The sequence below is a fragment of the Pseudomonas sp. 2957 genome, from assembly GCF_031456345.1.
Lineage (GTDB): Bacteria > Pseudomonadota > Gammaproteobacteria > Pseudomonadales > Pseudomonadaceae > Aquipseudomonas > Aquipseudomonas siliginis.
Genome location: NZ_JAVDUL010000008.1, coordinates 68592 through 90153, shown reverse-complemented (window position 1 = coordinate 90153; position 21562 = coordinate 68592). Strand labels below are relative to the sequence as shown.

At 61.5% G+C, this 21562-nt stretch carries 18 protein-coding genes; 11 read left to right on the top strand and 7 right to left on the bottom strand.

The annotated features are described in order from the left end of the window. Window positions 1-98: 98 nt before the first annotated feature. The 3 genes from J2Y39_RS25225 (at window position 99) to J2Y39_RS25215 (ending at window position 4218) form a co-directional block, all read left to right on the top strand. Window positions 99-1460: an MFS transporter gene (locus J2Y39_RS25225; RefSeq protein ID WP_041477964.1), complete on the top strand. Its 1362-nt coding sequence runs from the start codon at window positions 99-101 to the stop codon at window positions 1458-1460. Between the two features lie 11 nt (window positions 1461-1471). Further along, entirely contained in the window at window positions 1472-3025 is a 1554-nt protein-coding gene (gene garD / locus J2Y39_RS25220; protein ID WP_252885367.1) for a galactarate dehydratase, read from the top strand. 251 nt (window positions 3026-3276) lie between these two features. After that, window positions 3277-4218 carry an AEC family transporter gene (locus tag J2Y39_RS25215; RefSeq protein WP_150742783.1) on the top strand — a complete coding sequence of 314 codons (942 nt, stop codon included), beginning with the start codon at window positions 3277-3279 and terminating at the stop codon, window positions 4216-4218. A gap of 100 nt (window positions 4219-4318) precedes the next feature. Here J2Y39_RS25215 and J2Y39_RS25210 read toward each other — a convergent pair whose 3' ends face one another. The 6 genes from J2Y39_RS25210 to gatC all read right to left on the bottom strand — a co-directional run bounded on the left by J2Y39_RS25210 (window position 4319) and on the right by gatC (window position 9468). After that, the gene (locus J2Y39_RS25210; protein WP_310220297.1) at window positions 4319-4699 is read right to left on the bottom strand and encodes a carboxymuconolactone decarboxylase family protein; all 381 of its coding nucleotides are present in this window, start codon (window positions 4697-4699) and stop codon (window positions 4319-4321) included. After that, entirely contained in the window at window positions 4696-5706 is a 1011-nt protein-coding gene (locus tag J2Y39_RS25205) for a calcium/sodium antiporter (RefSeq protein ID WP_371857547.1), read from the bottom strand. Before J2Y39_RS25205 ends, J2Y39_RS25210 begins: the two co-directional genes overlap by 4 nt. Window positions 5707-5803: 97 nt before the next feature. Further along, a complete protein-coding gene (locus tag J2Y39_RS25200; RefSeq protein ID WP_252877447.1) occupies window positions 5804-6175 on the bottom strand; it encodes a septal ring lytic transglycosylase RlpA family protein in 372 nt (123 codons plus the stop codon). An 81-nt stretch (window positions 6176-6256) separates the two neighbouring features. Then, window positions 6257-7702 (bottom strand): Asp-tRNA(Asn)/Glu-tRNA(Gln) amidotransferase subunit GatB, encoded by a 1446-nt coding sequence (gatB, locus tag J2Y39_RS25195; protein WP_016771702.1) that lies wholly within the window; start codon window positions 7700-7702, stop codon window positions 6257-6259. A 10-nt stretch (window positions 7703-7712) separates the two neighbouring features. After that, window positions 7713-9164, bottom strand: a complete 1452-nt coding sequence (gene gatA / locus J2Y39_RS25190) for an Asp-tRNA(Asn)/Glu-tRNA(Gln) amidotransferase subunit GatA (RefSeq protein ID WP_056782927.1) — start codon at window positions 9162-9164, stop codon at window positions 7713-7715. A 16-nt stretch (window positions 9165-9180) separates the two neighbouring features. Then, entirely contained in the window at window positions 9181-9468 is a 288-nt protein-coding gene (gene gatC, locus J2Y39_RS25185) for an Asp-tRNA(Asn)/Glu-tRNA(Gln) amidotransferase subunit GatC (protein ID WP_024011606.1), read from the bottom strand. Between the two features lie 211 nt (window positions 9469-9679). On the opposite strand from gatC, the gene mreB reads away from it, so the two are divergent. From mreB to tldD, 8 genes are all read left to right on the top strand, one after another. Then, on the top strand, window positions 9680-10717 hold the full coding sequence (gene mreB / locus J2Y39_RS25180) for a rod shape-determining protein MreB (protein ID WP_002555108.1): 1038 nt from the start codon (window positions 9680-9682) through the stop codon (window positions 10715-10717). 140 nt (window positions 10718-10857) lie between these two features. Then, on the top strand, window positions 10858-11961 hold the full coding sequence (gene mreC, locus J2Y39_RS25175; protein WP_150742787.1) for a rod shape-determining protein MreC: 1104 nt from the start codon (window positions 10858-10860) through the stop codon (window positions 11959-11961). Further along, window positions 11961-12452, top strand: coding sequence for a rod shape-determining protein MreD (gene mreD / locus J2Y39_RS25170; RefSeq protein ID WP_024011608.1), 492 nt, complete (start codon window positions 11961-11963; stop codon window positions 12450-12452). Before mreC ends, mreD begins: the two co-directional genes overlap by 1 nt. Window positions 12453-12489: 37 nt before the next feature. Beyond that, a complete protein-coding gene (locus J2Y39_RS25165; RefSeq protein WP_150636098.1) occupies window positions 12490-13086 on the top strand; it encodes a nucleoside triphosphate pyrophosphatase in 597 nt (198 codons plus the stop codon). Window positions 13087-13144: 58 nt separating this feature from the next. After that, window positions 13145-14602 carry a ribonuclease G gene (gene rng / locus J2Y39_RS25160; protein ID WP_016771696.1) on the top strand — a complete coding sequence of 486 codons (1458 nt, stop codon included), beginning with the start codon at window positions 13145-13147 and terminating at the stop codon, window positions 14600-14602. Window positions 14603-14677: 75 nt separating this feature from the next. Beyond that, entirely contained in the window at window positions 14678-18481 is a 3804-nt protein-coding gene (locus tag J2Y39_RS25155) for a YhdP family protein (protein ID WP_310220293.1), read from the top strand. Window positions 18482-18609: 128 nt separating this feature from the next. After that, window positions 18610-19470, top strand: coding sequence for a carbon-nitrogen hydrolase family protein (locus tag J2Y39_RS25150; protein ID WP_310220291.1), 861 nt, complete (start codon window positions 18610-18612; stop codon window positions 19468-19470). A 4-nt stretch (window positions 19471-19474) separates the two neighbouring features. Continuing rightward, a complete protein-coding gene (tldD, locus tag J2Y39_RS25145; protein WP_016771693.1) occupies window positions 19475-20917 on the top strand; it encodes a metalloprotease TldD in 1443 nt (480 codons plus the stop codon). Window positions 20918-20968: 51 nt separating this feature from the next. Here the strand turns inward: tldD and yjgA are convergent, their stop codons facing one another. Continuing rightward, window positions 20969-21493, bottom strand: a complete 525-nt coding sequence (gene yjgA / locus J2Y39_RS25140; RefSeq protein WP_016771692.1) for a ribosome biogenesis factor YjgA — start codon at window positions 21491-21493, stop codon at window positions 20969-20971. Between the last annotated feature and the right edge of the window lie 69 nt (window positions 21494-21562).

Genomic DNA, 21562 nt, shown 5'->3' with positions numbered 1-21562 from the left:
ATCAAAAGATCGCAGCCTTCGGCAGCTCCTACAGGCAATAAATGCAAGACCAAAGAAGCTTCACCCCGCATAAAAATAATCAGTGGGAGTACATCTGCATGCAATCCTCCAAGCCGACTCACGTCCGCTATTTGATCCTGCTCATGCTGTTTCTGGTGACCACGATCAACTACGCCGACCGTGCCACGATCGCCATTGCCGGCTCCAGCCTGCAAAAGGACCTTGGCATTGACGCCGTCACCCTCGGCTACATCTTCTCCGCATTCGGTTGGGCCTACGTCGCCGGGCAAATTCCCGGTGGCTGGCTGCTCGATCGTTTCGGCTCGAAAAAAGTCTATGCCCTGAGCATTTTCACCTGGTCGCTGTTCACCGTGCTGCAAGGCTTTGTCGGAGAATTCGGCATGTCCACGGCAGTGGTTGCGCTGTTCATGCTGCGTTTCCTCGTGGGCCTGGCCGAAGCGCCATCGTTCCCCGGCAACGCACGCATCGTGGCGGCGTGGTTCCCGACCGCTGAACGCGGCACCGCTTCGGCGATCTTCAACTCGGCGCAATACTTTGCCACCGTGCTGTTCGCGCCGTTGATGGGCTGGATCGTCTACAGCTTCGGCTGGGAGCACGTGTTCATCGTCATGGGTATCCTCGGTATCGTGTTCTCGCTGGTGTGGCTGAAAGTCATCTACAGCCCGCGCGAACACCCACGCGTCAACGAGGCCGAGTTCAAGCACATCGCTGACAACGGCGGCATGGTCGACATGGATCAGAAGGGCAAGAAGTCCGACGGTCCGAAGTGGGATTACATCCGTCAGCTGCTGACCAACCGCATGATGCTGGGAGTGTATCTGGGCCAGTACTGCATCAACGGCATCACCTATTTCTTCCTGACCTGGTTCCCGGTGTATCTGGTGCAAGAGCGTGGCATGACCATTCTCAAGGCCGGTTTCATCGCTTCGTTGCCGGCCATTTGCGGCTTTATCGGCGGCGTGCTCGGCGGGGTGATTTCCGACTACCTGCTGCGCAAGGGCCATTCGCTGACCTTCGCCCGCAAGGCGCCGATCATCGCCGGCCTGCTGGTGTCGAGCAGCATCGTCGCGTGCAACTATGTTGACGTGGAATGGATGGTGGTGGGCTTCATGGCTCTGGCATTCTTCGGCAAAGGCGTTGGCGCACTGGGCTGGGCGGTGGTTTCCGACACTTCGCCGAAACAGATCGCCGGTCTGAGCGGTGGCTTGTTCAACACCTTCGGCAACATCGCTTCGATCACCACGCCGATCGTCATCGGCTACATCATCAGCTCCACTGGCTCGTTCAAGTGGGCGCTGGTGTTTGTCGGCGCCAACGCACTGGTCGCGGTGTTCAGCTATCTGGTAATCGTCGGCCCGATCAAGCGTGTGGTCTTGAAAGAGCCGCCAGCCAAGGGCGGCAATGAAGCCACCGGCAATTTGTCTCAAGCGCATTCCTGAGGAGCGGCGTCATGCAGTTGATTGAACATTCCGACTCGCCGCGCTACATCCGCCTGCACGAGCGGGACAACGTTGTAGTGGTGGTCAACGATCAGGGCGTACCGGCCGGTACCGAGTTTGCCGATGGCCTGGTCACCTTGGATTTCGTACCGCAGAGCCACAAGGTCACCCTGGAGGATATTCCTGAAGGCGGCCCAGTTATCCGTTACGGGCAGATCATCGGCTACGCCTTGCAGCCGATCCGCCGTGGCAGTTGGGTCAAGGAAGATCAACTGCGCATGCCCACCGCGCCGCCGCTGGACAGCTTGCCGCTGTCCACCGATGTGCCGGATGCGCAGGCACCGCTGGAAGGCTTCACGTTCGAGGGTTATCGCAACGCCGACGGCACCGTCGGCACGCGCAACATTCTCGGCATCACCACCACCGTGCAGTGCGTCACCGGCGTGCTCGATCACGCGGTCAAGCGCATCAAGGAAGAGCTGCTGCCGAAGTACCCGCACGTCGATGACGTGGTGGCGCTGACCCACAGTTATGGCTGCGGTGTGGCGATTACCGCGACCGATGCCTACATCCCGATTCGTACCGTGCGCAATCTGGCGCGCAACCCGAACTTGGGCGGCGAGGCGCTGGTGATCGGTCTGGGCTGCGAGAAATTGCAGGCCGGGCAGGTGATGCACGAGGACGATGCCTCGGTGGATCTCAGCGATCCGTGGCTGTACCGCTTGCAGGATTCCAGTCACGGTTTTACCGAAATGATCGAGCAGATCATGGACCTGGCCGAAGTGCGTTTGAAGAAACTCGACCAGCGCCGCCGCGAAACCGTGCCGGCCTCCGAGCTGATTCTCGGTATGCAGTGCGGCGGCAGCGATGCGTTCTCCGGGATTACCGCCAACCCGGCGCTGGGTTATGCCTCGGATTTGCTGCTGCGTGCCGGGGCGACGGTGATGTTTTCCGAAGTCACCGAAGTGCGCGATGCGATCTACCTGCTGACCTCACGGGCGCAAACGCAAACCGTCGCCGAAGAGCTGGTGCGCGAGATGGACTGGTACGACCGTTACTTGGCCAAGGGCGAAGCCGATCGCAGCGCCAACACCACGCCGGGCAACAAGAAGGGCGGGTTGTCGAACATTGTCGAGAAGTCGCTGGGCTCGATCGTCAAGTCCGGCAGCAGCGCGATCAATGGCGTGCTCGGCCCGGGCGAGCGTTTCAAGCACAAGGGCCTGATTTTCTGCGCGACGCCGGCCAGCGATTTTGTCTGCGGTACGTTGCAACTGGCAGCAGGGATGAACCTGCACGTGTTCACCACCGGTCGCGGCACGCCTTACGGGCTGGCCATGGCGCCGGTGGTCAAGGTATCGACGCGTACTGAACTGGCGCAGCGCTGGCCGGACCTGATCGACATTGATGCCGGACGCATTGCCACCGGGCGCGCGACCATCGAAGAACTGGGCTGGGAGTTGTTTCACTATTACCTGGATGTTGCCAGTGGCAAGCAACAGACCTGGGCGGAGAAACACAAGCTGCACAACGACATCACCTTGTTCAACCCGGCGCCGATTACCTGATCGTTTCATGGAAGATCAAAAGCCCCTCACCCCAGCCCTCTCCCGGAGGGAGAGGGGGCCGACCGAGTTGTTTGGCGCTATACATCGACCTGACAAATCGGGTCGATTATGGATTCGACGATGTCATTTCAGGTCGGTGGATTGTTTAAATATCCCCCGATCGGTTCCCTCTCCCTTTGGGAGAGGGCTAGGGTGAGGGGCTTTTGCTTTATCATTGCCCCCCTGACTAAGCTCACCCAAGGCTCCCCGGCATGCTGGCAATCTTTCTTGAAACCCTGAACATCACCGCGCCGGTGTTTGCCATGCTGTTTCTCGGTGTGCTGCTCAAGCGCATCGACTGGATCAACGACAACTTCATCCACACCGCCTCGTCGCTGGTGTTCAACGTGACCATGCCGGCGCTGCTGTTTCTCGGCATTCTCCACGCTGACCTGCACGCCGCACTGCAACCTTCGCTACTCATCTACTTTTCCCTCGCCACCCTGGTGAGTTTCGCCGTGGCCTGGGGCTGGGCGATTTTCAGGTGTCCGCGCGAAGATCGCGGCATCTACACCCAGGGTGCGTTTCGCGGCAACAACGGCGTGATAGGCCTGGCGCTCGCCGCGAGCATGTACGGCGATTACGGCATTTCCCTCGGGGCAATTCTCGCGGCGCTGGTGATCCTGTTCTACAACACGCTGTCGACCATCGTGCTGGCGGTGTACAGCCCGGTGATCAAGTCCGATCCGTGGAGCATCTGCAAAAGCGTGTTCAGCAACCCGCTGATCATCAGCGTGATTTCGGCAGCGCCGTTTGCCTATTTCAAGATCGGACTGCCGGGCTGGCTGGAGACCTCCGGCCAGTATCTGGCGCAGACCACTTTGCCACTGGCGCTGATTTGTATCGGCGGCACGCTGTCGCTGGCGGCGCTGCGCAAGAGCGGCAAGATGGCACTCAGTTCCAGCCTGGTGAAGATGATCGGTCTGCCGGTGCTGGCGACACTGGGGGCATGGCTGTGGGGCTTTCGCGGCGCGGAGCTGGGGATTCTGTTTCTCTACTTTGGCAGCCCGACGGCGGCGGCGAGTTTCGTCATGGCCCGGGCGGCGCAGGGCAATCATGAGCTTGCAGCAGCGATTATCGTGATGACCACGTTGATGGCGGCTATTACCACCAATGTCGGGATCTTTGTGTTGCAGTGGGGTGGGTGGATCTGACCAAGGATTTGCAGTGTCTGTCAGGGCCTCTTCGCGAGCAGGCTCGCTCCCACAGGGAAACGCATTCCAACTGTGGGAGCGAGCCTGCTCGCGAAGGCGGTCACTGCGGTTTCTGATAGCTGTCGATCACTTCCTGCGCCGCGCGAAACGCATCGATCGCCGCTGGCACGCCGGCATACACCGCGCAATGCAGCAGCGCTTCGCGAATCTCTTCCACGCTGCAGCCGTTGTTCAGCGCACCGCGCACGTGGCCCTTCAACTCCTGCGGGCACTTCAACGCGGTCAGCGCGGCGAGGGTAATCAGGCTGCGGGTCTTCAGCGACAGACCTTCGCGATTCCACACGCCACCCCAGGCGTGTTCATTGACGAAATCCTGCAACGGCTGGGTGAACTCGGTGGCGTTGCCCAGGGCGCGATCAACGAACGCATCGCCCATGACCTGACGACGGATTTCAACCCCGGACTGCTTCGACTCGCTCATGGCACATCTCTCTTGTGGTGTTGGCGACGCCAGGCGCGGATCGACGTGAACAACAGAAACGTCAGCAGCGCCGGCAGGACATAAAACAGCATCAAGCGCTCGAGTTTGCCGGCCAGCGGCATACCAGTGGTGAACGACACCACATGCAGTCCGTAGACCAGATACAAACCGAGCAGCAGCAAGCCTTCGGCCCGGGTAACCCGGTAGCCGGAATAGAACACCGGCAAGCACAGCGCCGCGACGCCGAGCATCACCGGCAAGTCGAAATCCAGCGCATTCGGGGAAACGGAAAGCGGCGTCGGTGCGAGTAGGGCGGTCAGCCCGAGCACTCCGAGCAGGTTGAACAGATTGGCGCCGATCACGTTGCCCACGGCAATGTCACGCTGCCCGCGCAGGGCGGCGATCAGCGAGGTCGCCAGTTCCGGCAGCGAGGTGCCGACCGCGACCACGGTCAGGCCGATGACCCGTTCGGACAGGCCCAAGTCGGTGGCCACGACCACGGCGGCGCCGAGCAGCAAACGCCCGGCGAACACCAGCATGGCCAGGCCAGCGAGAATCATCAGCACACTGATCAACCAGGATTGCTGCGTATCCTGTGGTCGTGCGCCATGGGGCCGGGTCGAGTGTCGCGACTGACGCAACAGCAAGCCGAGGTACAGCGCCAGAGCGCCGAGCAGCACGACGCCGTCGAAACGCCCGAGGTCTTTATTCCAGGCGAGGATGAATACCAGCAGGCTGGCACCGATCATCAACGGGATATCCAGGCGCACCAGTTGCCGCGATACGCGCAGCGGGATGATCAGTGCCGAGAGGCCAAGGGTTACGAGGATATTGAAGATGCCGCTGCCGACCACGCTGCCGACGGCGATGTCCGGGTTGTCGGTCAACGCCGCTTGCAGGCTCACGGTCATCTGCGGCGCGCTGCTGCCGAGGGCGACGATGGTCAGGCCGATGATCAACGGACGCACATGCAGGCGCTCGGCCAGACGCACGGCGGCGCGCACCATCAGCTCGGCGCCGATGAGCAAAAGACACAGGCCGCTGAGCAGTTCGATGACGTTGATCAGCGGCAGATCGGCTAGTCCGAAAATGGTCGGCGCTCCATCAGTCCAGGGCCTGCACGCGAACCCGTGCGGTGCCGCTGCGCAGCATGCCGATTTCATCGGCGGCCTCGCGTGACAGATCGATCAGTCGGCCACGGGTGTGCGGGCCACGGTCATTGATGCGGACCACGACTGATTCATCGTTTCTCAGATTGGTGACCTTCACCCGCGTGCCGAACGGCAACTGGCGGTGGGCGGCGGTCAGGGAATGCTGGTTGAACGCTTCGCCGCTGGCGGTGCGTTTACCGTGATGTTTGGCTCCGTAATAGGAGGCGACGCCGGTCTGGTCATAACCGTGCGGGTCGATGGTGTCGGTACTGGCGCAACCGGCCAGCAGAGAGAGCAGGGCGCTGCTCAGCAACAGACGCTTCATTCAAAGGTATCCCGGATCAAATGTAGGAGTGACCTGTGGCGAGGGGATGGAGCCAGGCTTTGGATCTGGCTCCATTGGTGGTCAGCCTTCGAGCTTGCTTTTCAGCAGTTCGTTCACCTGCTGCGGGTTGGCCTTGCCTTTCGAGGCTTTCATGGCCTGGCCGACGAAGAAGCCGAACATCTTGCCGCGTTTGGCTTCGTCTGCCGCGCGGTACTGTTCGACCTGTTCGGCGTTGGCCGCGAGCATTTCGTCGAGCACGGCCGAGATCGCGCCGGTGTCGGTGACTTGCTTGAGGCCGCGCTTCTCGATGATCTCGTCAGCACTGCCTTCACCATTGGCCATCGCTTCGAACACCACCTTGGCGATCTTGCCGGAGATGGTGTTGTCCTTGATGCGCTGCAGCATGCCGCCCAGTTGCTCGGCGGAGACTGGCGAGTCTTCGATGTCCAGGCCCTGCTTGTTGAGCAGGCTGCCCAACTCGACCATCACCCAGTTCGCCGCCAGTTTCGCGTCGCCACCGATGGCTGCGACTTTCTCGAAGTAATCCGCCTGTTCACGGCTGGTGGCCAGCACGTTGGCGTCGTAAGCCGACAGACCGAACTGGCTCTGGAAGCGCTCGCGCTTTTGCGGTGGCAGTTCCGGCAGGGTGGCACGCACTTCACCGAGGAACGACTCTTCGATGACCACCGGTAGCAGGTCCGGATCAGGGAAGTAACGGTAGTCGTTGGCTTCCTCTTTCGAACGCATCGGACGGGTCTCGTCCTTGTTCGGATCGTACAGGCGGGTCTGCTGGATCACTTTGCCGCCGTCTTCGATCAGCTCGATCTGGCGCTGAATTTCCGAGTTGATCGCCTTCTCGATGAAACGGAACGAGTTGACGTTCTTGATCTCGCAGCGGGTGCCGAACTCAACCTGGCCTTTCGGCCGTACCGAGACGTTACAGTCGCAACGCAGCGAGCCTTCGGCCATGTTGCCGTCGCAGATACCCAGGTAGCGCACCAGCGCGTGGATCGCTTTGACGTAAGCCACGGCTTCCTTGGCGCTGCGCATGTCCGGCTCGGAGACGATTTCCAGCAGCGGCGTGCCGGCACGGTTCAGGTCGATGCCGGTGGCACCGTTGAATTCTTCGTGCAGGCTCTTGCCGGCATCTTCTTCCAGGTGCGCGCGGGTGATGCCGACGCGTTTGACCGTGCCGTCTTCCAGGGCGATGTCCAGGTGGCCTTTGCCAACGATCGGCAATTCCATCTGGCTGATCTGGTAGCCCTTCGGCAGATCCGGGTAGAAATAGTTTTTCCGGGCGAACACGTTGTGCTGGCCGATCTCGGCGTCAATTGCCAGGCCGAACATCACCGCCATGCGCACCGCTTCCTGGTTGAGCACCGGCAGCACGCCGGGCATGCCCAGGTCGATCAGGCTGGCCTGGGTGTTCGGCTCGGAACCGAATGTGGTGGAACTACCGGAAAAGATTTTCGACCGGGTGGTGAGCTGAGTGTGAATCTCCAGCCCGATCACGACTTCCCATTGCATGTGTGTCTCCTCAGAAGCCGGTTGGGGTGCGGGTGTGCCAGTCAGTGTTGAGCTGATACTGGTGGGCAACGTTCAACAGGCGGCCTTCCTGGAAGTACGGCGCGAGCAACTGCACGCCCACCGGCAGACCGTCGACAAAACCGGCCGGCATCGACAGGCCCGGCAGGCCGGCGAGGTTGGCGGTGATGGTGTAGACGTCTTCCAGGTATGCAGCGACCGGGTCGCTGTTCTTCGCGCCAAGCTTCCAGGCCGGGTTCGGCGTGGTCGGGCCGAGGATGATGTCGACTTCATTGAACGCAGCCATGAAATCGTTCTTCACCAAACGACGAATCTTCTGCGCTTTCAGGTAGTAGGCGTCGTAGTAACCGGCGGACAGCGCGTAGGCACCGACCATGATCCGGCGCTGTACTTCCGCGCCGAAGCCTTCGCCACGGGAGCGCTTGTACAGGTCGATGAGGTTTTCCGGGTTTTCGCAGCGGTGGCCGAAACGCACGCCGTCGAAACGCGACAGGTTGGAAGACGCTTCTGCCGGGGCGATCACGTAGTACGCAGGAATGGCGTGCTGCATGTTCGGCAGGCTGATTTCCTTGATCACCGCACCGAGCTTCTGCAACTGCTGGATGCTGTTCTGGATCAGCTCGGCAATGCGCGGGTCGAGACCGGCGCTGAAGTATTCCTTCGGCACGCCGATGCGCAGGCCTTGCAGCGACTCGCCCAGGCCGGCGGAGTAATCCGGCACCGGCTCATCGATGCTGGTGGAGTCGTTCGGGTCGAAGCCGGCCATGCCTTGCAGCAGAATCGCGCAATCTTCGGCCGTGCGCGCCAACGGACCGCCCTGATCAAGGCTGGACGCGTAGGCAATCATGCCCCAGCGCGAAACGCGACCGTAGGTCGGCTTCAGGCCGGTGAGGTTGGTGAACGCCGCCGGCTGACGGATCGAGCCGCCGGTGTCGGTTGCGGTGGCGGCAGGCAGCAGGCGAGCGGCCACGGCGGCGGCGGAACCACCGGACGAACCGCCCGGCACGTGTTCCAGGTTCCACGGGTTTTTCACTGCGCCGTACCAGCTCGACTCGTTGGCCGAACCCATGGCGAATTCGTCCATGTTGGTCTTGCCCAGGGTCACGGCGCCGGCAGCGGCCAGTTTCGCGACGACAGTGGCGTCATACGGGGCTTTGAAGTTGTCGAGCATCTTCGAGCCGCAGCTGGTGCGGATGCCCAGGGTGCAGAACAGGTCCTTGTGGGCGATCGGCGCGCCGAGCAGGGCGCCGCTCTCACCATTGGCCCGGCGTGCATCGGCGGCTTTCGCCTGCTCGATGGCCAGATCCTCGGTGAGGCTGATGAAACTGTTGAGCTGCGGATCGAGCTGGGTAATACGCGCCAGCAGGACTTTGGTCAGCTCTTCGGAGGAAAACTTTTTATCGGCGAGACCGCGGGCGATCTCGGCCAGAGTCATTTGATGCATTGCAGGCTCTTTCCCTTTAGTCGATGACTTTCGGAACCAGATACAGGCCGTTTTCGACCGCTGGTGCGATGGACTGGTAGGCCTCGCGATTATTCGTCTCGGTCACCACGTCGGCGCGCAGGCGCTGACTGGCTTCCAGGGGGTGGGCCAGCGGCTCGATACCGTCGGTATCAACGGCCTGCATTTCGTCGACCAGCCCGAGAATGCTGTTGAGGGCGGAAGTAATGTGCGGAAGATCGGCATCGTTGAGGCCAAGGCAGGCCAGATGCGCGATTTTTTCCACGTCGGAGCGTTCTAGCGCCATCGGGATTCTCCAGTGGAAAACAGAACGGACGGCGTCCGTGTGTTAGATTGTCGGAACACTACCGCACTTCTACGGTCATAAGGCCGCGATTGTGGGGCTTGGTGCACAGAAAAGCGGCCAATTTAACATATTGGCGCCTTGCCCAAAATCCCTGTCGTTGTTAGAGTTTGCCGCACTTTTTTACCCACGCGTTGCCTAGGGTCCCTTTCCCATGTTCAAGAAACTGCGTGGCATGTTTTCCAGCGATCTTTCCATTGACCTGGGCACTGCCAACACCCTTATTTACGTGCGCGAGCGCGGTATCGTCCTGAATGAGCCATCGGTTGTGGCCATTCGGACACACGGTAACCAGAAAAGTGTCGTTGCTGTCGGCACCGAGGCCAAGCGCATGCTCGGCCGTACGCCGGGCAACATTGCTGCCATTCGTCCGATGAAGGATGGCGTGATCGCCGACTTCAGCGTCTGCGAAAAGATGCTGCAGTACTTTATCAACAAGGTTCACGAAAACAGTTTCCTGCAGCCCAGCCCTCGTGTGCTGATCTGCGTTCCATGCAAGTCCACCCAGGTTGAGCGTCGCGCCATCCGTGAATCGGCCCTTGGCGCCGGTGCCCGTGAAGTGTTCCTGATCGAAGAGCCGATGGCTGCTGCGATCGGTGCCGGTCTGCCGGTTGAAGAAGCACGCGGTTCGATGGTCGTGGACATCGGTGGTGGTACCACTGAAATCGCCCTGATCTCCCTTAACGGTGTGGTTTACGCCGAATCCGTACGTGTCGGCGGCGACCGTTTCGACGAAGCGATCATCACCTACGTGCGCCGCAACTACGGCAGCCTGATCGGTGAATCCACCGCCGAGCGCATCAAGCAGGAAATCGGTACGGCCTACCCGGGCGGCGAAGTACGCGAAGTCGATGTTCGCGGTCGCAACCTGGCCGAAGGCGTTCCACGCGCATTCACCCTGAACTCCAACGAAGTGCTCGAGGCTCTGCAAGAGTCGCTGGCCACCATCGTTCAGGCGGTGAAAAGCGCGCTGGAGCAATCGCCGCCGGAACTGGCTTCCGACATCGCCGAGCGTGGCCTGGTGCTGACCGGTGGTGGCGCGCTGCTGCGTGACCTCGACAAGTTGCTGGCCCAGGAAACCGGTCTGCCGGTGATCGTTGCCGAAGATCCGCTGACTTGCGTTGCTCGCGGCGGTGGCCGTGCGCTGGAAATGATGGATAAGCACACCATGGATCTGCTTTCGAGCGAATAAGCTTCGAATGCAATACGTGGGTGAGCGCACAGGCAGCACTTTGCAGTGCTGCCTGTTGGCGTTTATCTTCTGTCAGTCTTCATCCAGGCCGGTTTGATGCCGTATGAATAAACAGAACATTTGCCTGGGAGGAGCGGCTTATTAAACCGCTTTTCACCAAAGGCCCTTCGTTGGGCGTGCGCCTGTTGGTGCTGGCCGTGCTCGCGGTCGCGCTGATGGTGGTCGATGCACGTTTCGACCTGCTCAAGCCCGCGCGCAAGCAAGCGTCGCTGGTGCTCATGGATGCCTACTGGATCACTGATCTGCCCGGCCGCTTGTGGGAAGGGGTCGCCAGTCAGTTCGGCAGCCGCACCGAGCTCGTCGCCGAAAACGAAAAACTCAAGACCGAAAACCTGCTGTTGCAGGGGCGCATGCAAAAGCTCGCGGCCCTGACCGAGCAGAACGTTCGGCTGCGCGAGTTGCTCAACTCCTCCGCACTGGTCAATGAAAAGGTCGAAGTGGCCGAGCTGATCGGCATGGACCCCAACCCCTTCACCCATCGCATCATCATCAACAAAGGTGAGCGCGACGGCGTGGTGCTCGGCCAACCGGTGCTCGATGCACGCGGGCTGATGGGCCAGGTGGTTGAATTGATGCCGTACACCTCGCGGGTCCTGCTGCTGACCGACACCACTCATAGCATTCCGGTGCAGGTGAATCGTAACGGTCTGCGCGCGATTGCCAGTGGCACCGGCAACCCTGAGCGCCTGGAATTGCGTCATGTCGCCGACACGGCGGACATCAAGGAAGGCGATCTGCTGGTCAGCTCCGGCCTTGGCCAGCGTTTTCCGGCCGGTTATCCGGTGGCCACGGTCAAGGAAGTCATCCACGATTCCGGCCAACCGTTTGCCATTGTCCGCGCCGTGCCGACTGCCGCCCTGAACCGCAGCCGCTACCTGCTGCTGGTGTTCAGCGACAGCCGCACTGCCGAGGAACGCGCCAATGACGCGGCCCAGGCGCAGGAACAGCTCGATGCCCACGGCGGCGGTCCGATGTTGCCGGCCAGCGTGCCGAAACCGTTGATCATGCCTGCCACGCCGTCGACCGCTACCGCAGCGCCGGCCGCTGAAGCAGCGGCGCCTGCCACCACGCCTGCCAAGCCTGCCGCGAGCAAACCGCCCGCTGCCGCTCCGGCCACTGCCAAACCGCCCGCCGCGAGCAAACCACCGGCGAAACCGCCAGCGACTACCGGGGGACGAGAATAATGGTCGGCGCGAAAAAATCCGGAAACGGCTGGATGATCTGGCTGACGTTCTTCGTCGGCATCCTGCTCAGCGTTTCACCGTTGCCGATCTTCATGGAAATCCTTCGCCCGCTGTGGCTGGCCTTGCTCGTGACTTTTTGGGCGCTGTACATGCCGCACACCGTCGGCATGGTCACCGCCTTCTGTCTGGGACTGGCCGAAGATGTCCTGCAGGGCGACCTGCTCGGGCAGAACGCGCTGATCCTGACCCTGATTACTTTCCTCGTGTTGTCGTTGCAGCAGCGTCTGCGCATGTTCCCGATGTGGCAGCAGTGCCTGGTGATCCTGGTGATCTTCGGCCTCGCACAGTTGGCGCAACTGTGGCTGAGCGCTCTGACCGGCAACCGTCAGCCAACCCTGGCGCTGGTCTTGCCGGCGCTGGTCAGTGCCTTGCTCTGGCCGTGGGTCAGCTTCGCCCTTCGCGGGATGTGCCGACGCTACAGAATCTATTGAGCCGGTGAAGCAGGGCACTGAACAGGGAGATGTTTTGATGAAACTGCTTTACCTCGCCTCCGGCTCACCGCGTCGCCGTGAATTGCTCACGCAGATCGGCGTGCAGTTCTCCGCCATCAGCGCGGACATCGACGAAACCCCGCTTCCTGAAGAGTCCCCTTCGGCCTATGTCGAACGCCTTGCGCGTGGCAAGGCTGAGGCCGGTCGCTGTTCGGTCGTCTCTGATCAGCCGTTCTGCGTGCTTGGCGCCGACACCGCAGTGGTGCTCGACGGCAAAATACTTGGCAAACCGGTGGACGAAGCCGATGCATGCGCCATGCTGATGATGTTGTCCGGCAACGAACACGAAGTGCTGACCGCCATCGCCGTGCTTGAAGGTGAGCGCTGCGAGTCGCGGGTGGTGCGCAGTCGCGTGCGTTTCCGCACCATCAGCCGCGATGAGGCCGCTGCCTACTGGGCCAGTGGCGAACCGCGCGACAAGGCCGGCGGCTATGGCATTCAGGGCCTGGGTGCGGTGTTTGTCGCCGGGCTCGAAGGCAGCTATTCGGCGGTGGTCGGCTTGCCGTTGTGCGAAACCTGCGAGGTGTTGGGCCATTTCGGCATACCCTGTTGGCAAAACCTGAACACGCCCTGAGCGTCGTACGAATCCAGATGCGGCCACTATCGTGAACATGCCTGAACGAGATCCTGCCATGAGTGAAGAGATTCTGATCAACATCACGCCGATGGAATCGCGCGTGGCGGTGGTCGAAAACGGTGTGCTGCAAGAAGTCCACGTCGAGCGCACGCAGAAACGCGGGATCGTCGGCAACATCTATAAAGGCAAGATCGTTCGCGTCCTGCCGGGCATGCAGGCGGCATTTGTTGACATCGGCCTCGATCGTGCGGCTTTCATTCACGCCGCCGAAATCTCCCTGCGCGAAGGCCCGGCGGTGGAAAGCATCAGTTCGCTGGTGCACGAAGGCCAGAGCCTGGTGGTGCAAGTCACCAAGGATCCGATCGGCTCTAAAGGCGCACGCCTGACCACGCAACTGTCGATTCCTTCGCGTTATCTGGTGTACATGCCGCGCACTGCCCACGTTGGCATTTCCCTGAAGATCGAAGACGAAGCCGAGCGCGAGCGTCTCAAGCAGGTGGTCAGCGATTGCGTGGCCAAAGAAGGCATCAAGGAGGCCGGCGGTTTCATTCTGCGCACTGCTGCTGAAGGTGCAGGCGCTGATGAAATCCTCATGGACATCCGCTACCTGCGGCGTCTCTGGGACCAGATCAACGAGCAGATCAAGACCATCGCCGCGCCGAGCGTGATTTACGAAGACCTCGGCCTGGCCCTGCGCACCCTGCGTGACCTGGTCAATCCGAAAATCGAGAAGATCCGCATCGATTCCCGGGAAACCTTCCAGAAAACCACGCAATTCGTCGCCGAACTGATGCCGGAAATCGCTGATCGTCTGGAACACTACCCGGGTGAACGACCGATCTTCGATCTGTACGGTGTCGAAGACGAAATCCAGCGCGCGCTGGAGCGCAAGGTGCCGTTGAAGTCTGGCGGCTATCTGGTGATCGATCCGGCGGAAGCCATGACCACCATCGACGTCAACACCGGGGCGTTCGTCGGTCATCGCAACCTCGAAGAAACCATTTTCAAGACCAATCTCGAAGCGGCCACGGCGATCGCCCGGCAGATGCGCCTGCGCAATCTCGGCGGGATCATCATCATCGACTTCATCGACATGGAAGATGAAGAGCACCAGCGTCAGGTCCTGCGCACTCTGGAGAAACAGCTGGAGCGCGACCACGCCAAGACCAACATCATCGGCATCACCGAGTTGGGCCTGGTGCAGATGACCCGCAAGCGCACCCGCGAAAGCCTTGAGCAGGTGCTGTGCGAACCGTGCAGCAGTTGTCAGGGACGCGGCAAACTGAAGACCGCCGAAACCATCTGTTACGAGATCTTCCGCGAGATTCTGCGCGAGGCCCGCGCTTATCAGGCCGAGGGTTACCGGGTGCTGGCCAACCAGAAGGTGGTCGATCGTCTGCTCGATGAAGAGTCCGGTAACGTCGCCGAGCTTGAAGGCTTCATCGGTCGCACCATACGCTTCCAGGTGGAAACCATGTATTCCCAGGAACAATATGACGTGGTGCTGCTCTGAAACCCTGCATCACCCTTCATTCAACGCGGCTGGCCTCAGCTTTTCGCAGTTTTTTTGCCATGGGAGCCAACTGACATGGAGCGTCTGACACGCATTCTGGCCGCACTCACCCGCTGGGGGCTGGGCCTGTGCGCGTTGGTTCTGGTGTTGATGGCGTTGTACGTCAGCCTCGGCCGCGAGCTGACGCCACTGGTGGCCGAATACCGCGCCGACATCGAAGACAAGGCCAGCGCCGCCCTCGGCATGCCCTTGCAGATCGGTGAGCTGGAAGGCAACTGGAGCGGTTTCGCGCCGATCCTGCTGGCCCATGACGTGATGGTCGGCGACGGCGCCAACGCGCTGCGCCTCGACCGCGTACGGGTAGTGCCGGATATGTGGGGCAGCTTGCTCGCCCGCGAAGTCCGTCTCGCGCATATCGAACTCAACGGTTTGAAGATCAGCCTCAAGGAAGCCGAAGACGGTACCTGGGCGCTGGAAGGGCTGCCGGTGCAGAAGGATCAGCCGTTCGATGCGGCGCAACTGTTCCAGCGCTCGCAGATGATCAGGCAATTGTCGGTGCTCGACAGCCAGGTGACCCTGCAACCGCTCGATCACCCGCCCATGACGCTCACCTATGTCGGCCTCAATCTGCGTACCGGCGCCAGCCGCCAGCGTCTCGACGCGCGTCTGACCTTGCCCGATGGCCAGCCTGTCGCGCTGAGCCTGCGCAGCCAGCTGCGTCCCGATCAATGGCAGAACAGCGCCATCGAGGGTTATGCCAGCCTGCCGCAGAGCGACTGGTCGAAATGGCTTCCCGAGCGCCTGACCCAGCAATGGAATTTTTCCGAGATCAAGGCCGGCGGCGAACTCTGGGTCGATTGGTCCGAAGGCGCTTTGCAAAGCGCCGCGTTGCGCCTGAATGCGCCGCAAGTGACCGGTGCCTACGCCGAGCGCAAGCCGATCCAGATCAACAATCTGGCGCTCAACGCCTATTACCGCAACACAGCCGAAGGGGTGAAAGTCACCCTCGATTCACTGGCGATGAGCTTCGGCGAAACCCGCTGGGAATCCCATGTGCAGGTGCAGCAGACTCGCGCCAGCGCCAAGGCTGAAGAGCTCTGGCATCTGCAGGCCGATCGCCTCGATCTGACCCCGATCACGCCGCTGCTCAATGCGCTGGGGCCGTTGCCACAAAGCTTCGCCACAGTGGTCGAGCGTTTGAAGGTAACCGGCGGCCTGCGTAATGTGCTGCTGGACTTCCGCCCGACCGCCACCGATGGCAGCAAATTCGGCTTTGCCGCCAACCTCGACAATGTCGGTTTCGATGCCTACCACGGCGCTCCGGCGGCGCGCAATGTCAGTGGCAGCCTGAGCGGCAACCTCGACGGCGGCGAGTTGCGCCTCGACAGCAAGGATTTCGTCCTGCACCTCGATCCGATTTTCGCCAAGCCATGGCAATACCTGCAGGCCAATGCGCGGCTGACCTGGAAGCTCGACAAGGATGGCTTCACCCTGATTGCGCCATACCTCAAGGTATTGGGCGAGGAGGGCAAGATTGCCGGCGATTTCCTCATTCGCCTGCACTTTGACCATAGCCAGGAAGACTACATGGACCTGCGCGTCGGCCTGGTTGATGGCGACGGTCGCTACACCGCGAAATACCTGCCGGCGGTGTTGAGCCCGGCGCTTGATGAGTGGCTGCGCACAGCGATCCTCAAAGGCGCAGTGGACCAGGGCTTCTTCCAGTATCAGGGCTCGCTGAGCAAGAACGCCGGCGAGGCTGATCGCAGCATCAGCCTGTTTTTCAAAGTGCACGACGCCGAGCTGGCGTTTCAGCCGGGCTGGCCGCATGTGAGCAAAGTCAGCGGCGATGTGTTCATCGAAGACAGCGGCGTGCGCATCTGGGCCAGCAAAGGCCAGTTGCTCGACACCCAAGTCAGCGATGTCTTCGTCAATATTCCTCATGTACCGGCCGGGCAGAACTCGCATTTGTTCCTTGATGGCGCATTTGCCGGTGGCCTCGGCGACGGCTTGAAGATTCTTCAGGATGCGCCGATCGGCACTGGTGAGACCTTTGCTGGTTGGGAGGGTGCGGGTGATCTGAATGGCAAGCTCAAGCTGGATATTCCGCTGGCCAAGGGCGAACAGCCGAAAATCCTCGTCGATTTCAAAACCGCCAACGCGCGGCTGAAACTGGCCGAACCGAAACTGGAACTGAGCCAGCTCAAGGGCGATTTCCGCTTCGACAGCAATAAAGGCCTCAGCGGCCAGAACATCTCTGCACGGGCCTTCGACAAAGCGGTCACTGCGCAGATCTTCGCTGATGGCAGCCCCAACCAGATCAAGACCCGAGTTGCGGCGTCGGGGCAGGTCGAAGTGAAGAAGCTCACTGACTGGCTGGGTGTGACCCAGCCGTTGCCGGTGTCCGGGACGATTCCGTATCAGTTGCAGCTGAATCTTTCCGGGGCCGACAGTCAGTTGCTGGTCAGCTCCAGCCTCAAAGGCGTGGCGGTGGATCTGCCGGCGCCGTTCGGCATGACCGCCGATGTCGGGCGCGACACAGTGTTTCGCATGACCCTGCAAGGGCAGGAGCGGCGTTACTGGTTCAATTACGATCAACTGGCCAATTTCACTTTTGCTGCGCCGCCGAGCAATTTCGCCGACGGCCGTGGCGAACTGTTTCTCGGCGCTGGCGAAGCGGTGTTGCCGGGCGCCAAGGGCCTGCGCATTCGCGGGGTGCTGTCGGAACTGGACGTCGCGCCGTGGCAGGATCTGGCCAGCAAGTACGCTGGCGGGGATCCGGGCGGCAGCGCCAAACAACTGCTGAGCAGTGCTGACATCAAGGTCGGCAAATTGACCGCGTTCGGCACCACGCTGGATCAGGCTTCGGTGCAGATCAATCGCAAGCCAGGCGCGTGGAACCTGGCGCTGGATAGCCAACAGGCCAAGGGCAGCGCCAGCCTGCCGGACGCCAACGGCGTGCCGATTGCGGTGAATCTGCAATACGTGAAACTGCCGGCGCCGGACCCGGCGGTGCAGGCTGACGAGAATGCACCGGATCCATTGGCGTCGGTCGACCCGACGAAAATCCCGGCGCTGGATATCACCCTCAATCAGTTGTTCCTCGGCCCCGACCTGGTGGGTGGCTGGTCGCTGAAAGTGCGGCCGACCGCCAAGGGCATCGCGCTGAACAACCTCGACATGGGCCTCAAGGGCATCCTCCTGCAAGGCAACGGCGGCTGGGAAGGCGCGCCGGGGGCGACCAGCAGTTGGTACAAGGGCCGCATTGGCGGCAAGAATTTGGCCGACGTGCTCAAAGGCTGGGGCTTCGCGCCGAGCGTGACCAGCGAAGAATTCCATATGGATGTCGACGGCCGTTGGCCGGGCTCGCCGGCGTGGCTGGCGACCAAGCGCTTCTCCGGCACCCTCGATGCCTCGCTGAACAAAGGCCAGTTCGTTGAAGTGGAAGGCGGTGCTCAGGCGCTGCGGGTGTTCGGCCTGCTCAACTTCAACTCGATCGGCCGGCGCCTGCGTCTGGACTTCTCCGACCTGTTCGGCAAAGGCCTGAGCTACGACCGGGTCAAAGGTCTGCTGGTGGCGAACAATGGTGTCTACGTGACACGTGAGCCGATTCGCCTGACCGGGCCTTCGAGCAACCTGGAATTGGACGGCACGCTGGATCTGGTCGGTGACAAGGTCGATGCGAAATTGCTGGTGACACTGCCGGTGACCAACAACCTGCCGATCGCCGCGCTGCTCGTCGGCGCACCGGCGGTCGGCGGCGCGCTGTTCCTCATCGACAAGCTGATCGGCGACCGCGTCGCGCGCTTCGCCAGCGTCAAGTACACCGTCAAAGGCCCATGGAAAGAGCCGAAAATCACCTTCGACAAGCCTTTTTAACTAGCAGACACTACCCCTGTAGGAGCTGCCGAAGGCTGCGATCTTTTGATCTGGCTCTTAAAAAAAATCAACAGATCGCAGCCTTCGGCAGCTCCTACACAGTCATATGCAAATCCCGAGGAGCGGCCATGTCTTTAGCGGTGATTCAAATGGTCAGCCAGAGCGACGTGCTGGCCAATCTGGCCCAGGCCCGACGCCTGCTTGAACAGGCCGCCGCCGGCGGGGCGGAACTCGCGGTGCTGCCGGAAAACTTCGCCGCCATGGGCCGTCGCGACGTCGCCGATATCGGCCGCGCCGAGGCCTTGGGCGAAGGGCCGATCCTGCCATGGTTGAAACAGACCGCCCGCGACCTCACCTTATGGATAGTCGCCGGTACATTGCCGTTGCCACCGTTGGGTCAACCCACGGCCAAAGCCAATGCCTGCTCGTTGCTGATCAACGATAACGGTGAGATCGTCGCGCGCTATGACAAGCTGCATCTGTTCGATGTCGATGTCGCCGACAATCGCGGCCGGTACCGTGAATCCGATGACTATGCTTATGGCGGTAATGTAGTGGTGGCGGATACGCCGATGGGGCGCGTTGGTCTGAGCGTGTGTTACGACTTGCGTTTCCCGGAGCTGTACAGTGAATTGCGTGCCGCCGGTGCCGAATTGATTACTGCACCGTCGGCCTTTACGGCCGTAACCGGCGCCGCGCACTGGGATGTACTGATCCGCGCGCGGGCCATCGAAACACAGTGTTATATCCTCGCGGCCGCACAGGGCGGCAGTCATCCGGGGCCACGCGAGACCTTCGGGCATGCGGCGATTGTCGACCCGTGGGGGCGCGTACTGGCCCAACAGGATCAAGGCGAGGCGGTGTTGCTGGCCGCCCGCGACAGCGATGAACAAGCGTCCATCCGGGCGCGCATGCCGGTGACGCGTCATCGGCGGTTTTTCTCGCAGGGCGCCCAGCGGCCTGCTTCAGAACACGAATTTAAGGCGTAAACCTATGAGCGAGTTGTTGTCCTCAGTCAGTGATCACCTGTTGGCACCCGGCGGTGTCACGATCGAGAGCCTGCAAGGCGTGCTCGGCGATCTGGCCGGACCGGGCATCGATGCCGCCGACCTGTATTTCCAGGGCCAGATTTCCGAGTCATGGGCGCTGGAAGACGGCATCGTCAAGGAAGGCAGCTTCAACCTCGATCAGGGTGTCGGCGTGCGTGCACAGTCCGGTGAGAAAACCGGTTTTGCCTACAGCAACGCGATCACCCTCGAGGCCCTCGGCGCAGCGGCCCGCGCCGCGCGTTCGATCTCCCGCGCCGGACAGAACGGCACCGTGCAGGCATTCACCAGCCAGGACGTCGCGCAGCTGTACGCGCCGGATAACCCGCTGGAAGTGCTCAGCCGCGCGGAAAAAGTCGAGTTGCTCAAACGCATCGACGTCGCCACCCGCGCACTCGACCCACGGATTCAGCAGGTCAGCGTGAGCATGGCCGGGGTCTGGGAGCGGATTCTGGTGGCCTCCACCGACGGCGGTCTGGCCGCTGATGTGCGCCCGCTGGTGCGCTTCAATGTCAGCGTCATCGTTGAACAGAATGGCCGTCGCGAACGCGGCGGGCACGGCGGCGGTGGGCGTACCGATTACCGCTACTTCCTCGCCGAAGACCGCGCCATGGGTTATGCCCGCGAGGCGCTGCGCCAGGCACTGGTCAACCTTGAAGCAATTCCAGCGCCGGCCGGTACCTTGCCGGTGGTGCTGGGTTCCGGCTGGTCCGGGGTGCTGCTGCACGAAGCGGTCGGTCACGGTCTGGAAGGCGATTTCAACCGCAAGGGCAGCTCGGCCTATAGCGGGCGCATGGGTGAAATGGTTGCCTCCAAGCTATGCACCATCGTCGATGACGGCACCTTGAGCGGCCGTCGCGGTTCGCTGAGCGTCGATGACGAAGGCACGCCGACCGAATGCACCACGCTGATCGAAAACGGCGTACTCAAGGGCTACATGCAAGACAAGCTCAATGCGCGGCTGATGGGCGTGGCGCGCACCGGTAACGGTCGTCGCGAATCCTATGCGCATCTGCCGATGCCCCGGATGACCAACACCTACATGCTCGGTGGCGAAAGTGATCCGGCGGAAATCATCGCCTCGGTGAAGAAGGGCATCTACTGCGCCAACCTCGGCGGCGGTCAGGTCGATATCACCAGCGGCAAGTTCGTGTTCTCGACCAGCGAGGCTTATCTGATCGAGGACGGCAAAATCACCGCACCGGTCAAAGGCGCGACATTGATCGGCAACGGCCCCGAGGCGATGAGCCGGGTGTCGATGGTCGGTAACGATCTGGCGCTGGACAGCGGTGTGGGTACGTGCGGCAAGGATGGGCAGTCGGTGCCGGTGGGTGTCGGCCAGCCAACGCTGAAAATCGATGCGATCACCGTGGGTGGCACGGGCGCATAAGAACGGTGGGGCTTTCGGGTGGCGCGCAGGACGGCCACCCGGTGGCGATTATCAACGCAGACCGCGTTGAGTCTCGTCCAGCTCCCGAATGTATTTGAAGATCTTGCGGCTCGAAGCAGGTGGTTTGTTTTGCGCAACCTCATGCTGGGCCTGACGGATCAGGGAACGCAATTGCTGGCGATCGGCGTCCGGGTACTCGATGACGAATTTTTCCAGCACGGCGTCATCGCCCGCGATCAGGCGGTCACGCCAGCGTTCCAGATTATGGAAACGCTCGTTGTACTGGCGAGTGGAGGCATCGAGTTGATCGAGCAGAGTCAGAATCGCGTCAGTGTCCTGGTCGCGCATCAGTTTGCCGATGAACTGCAAATGCCGTTTACGCGCGATGTTCGCGGTGTGCTTGGGCGCATCGGCCAATGCCCGGCGCAAAGCGTCGGTCAACGGCAGTTTGGCGACCAGATCAGGCTTGAGTGTGGTCAGGCGCTCGCCGAGGTCAACCAGCGCATGCAACTCGCGTTTGACCTGAGATTTGCTTTTTTCTCCCGTATCGAGGGAGTCGTCGTAAGAATCAACCATGGTGGCAGTCCGCAAAGAAACGCCGCCATGATAACCAGTCGGGGGCCGCTTGTCCGGCCCGGTCGCTCG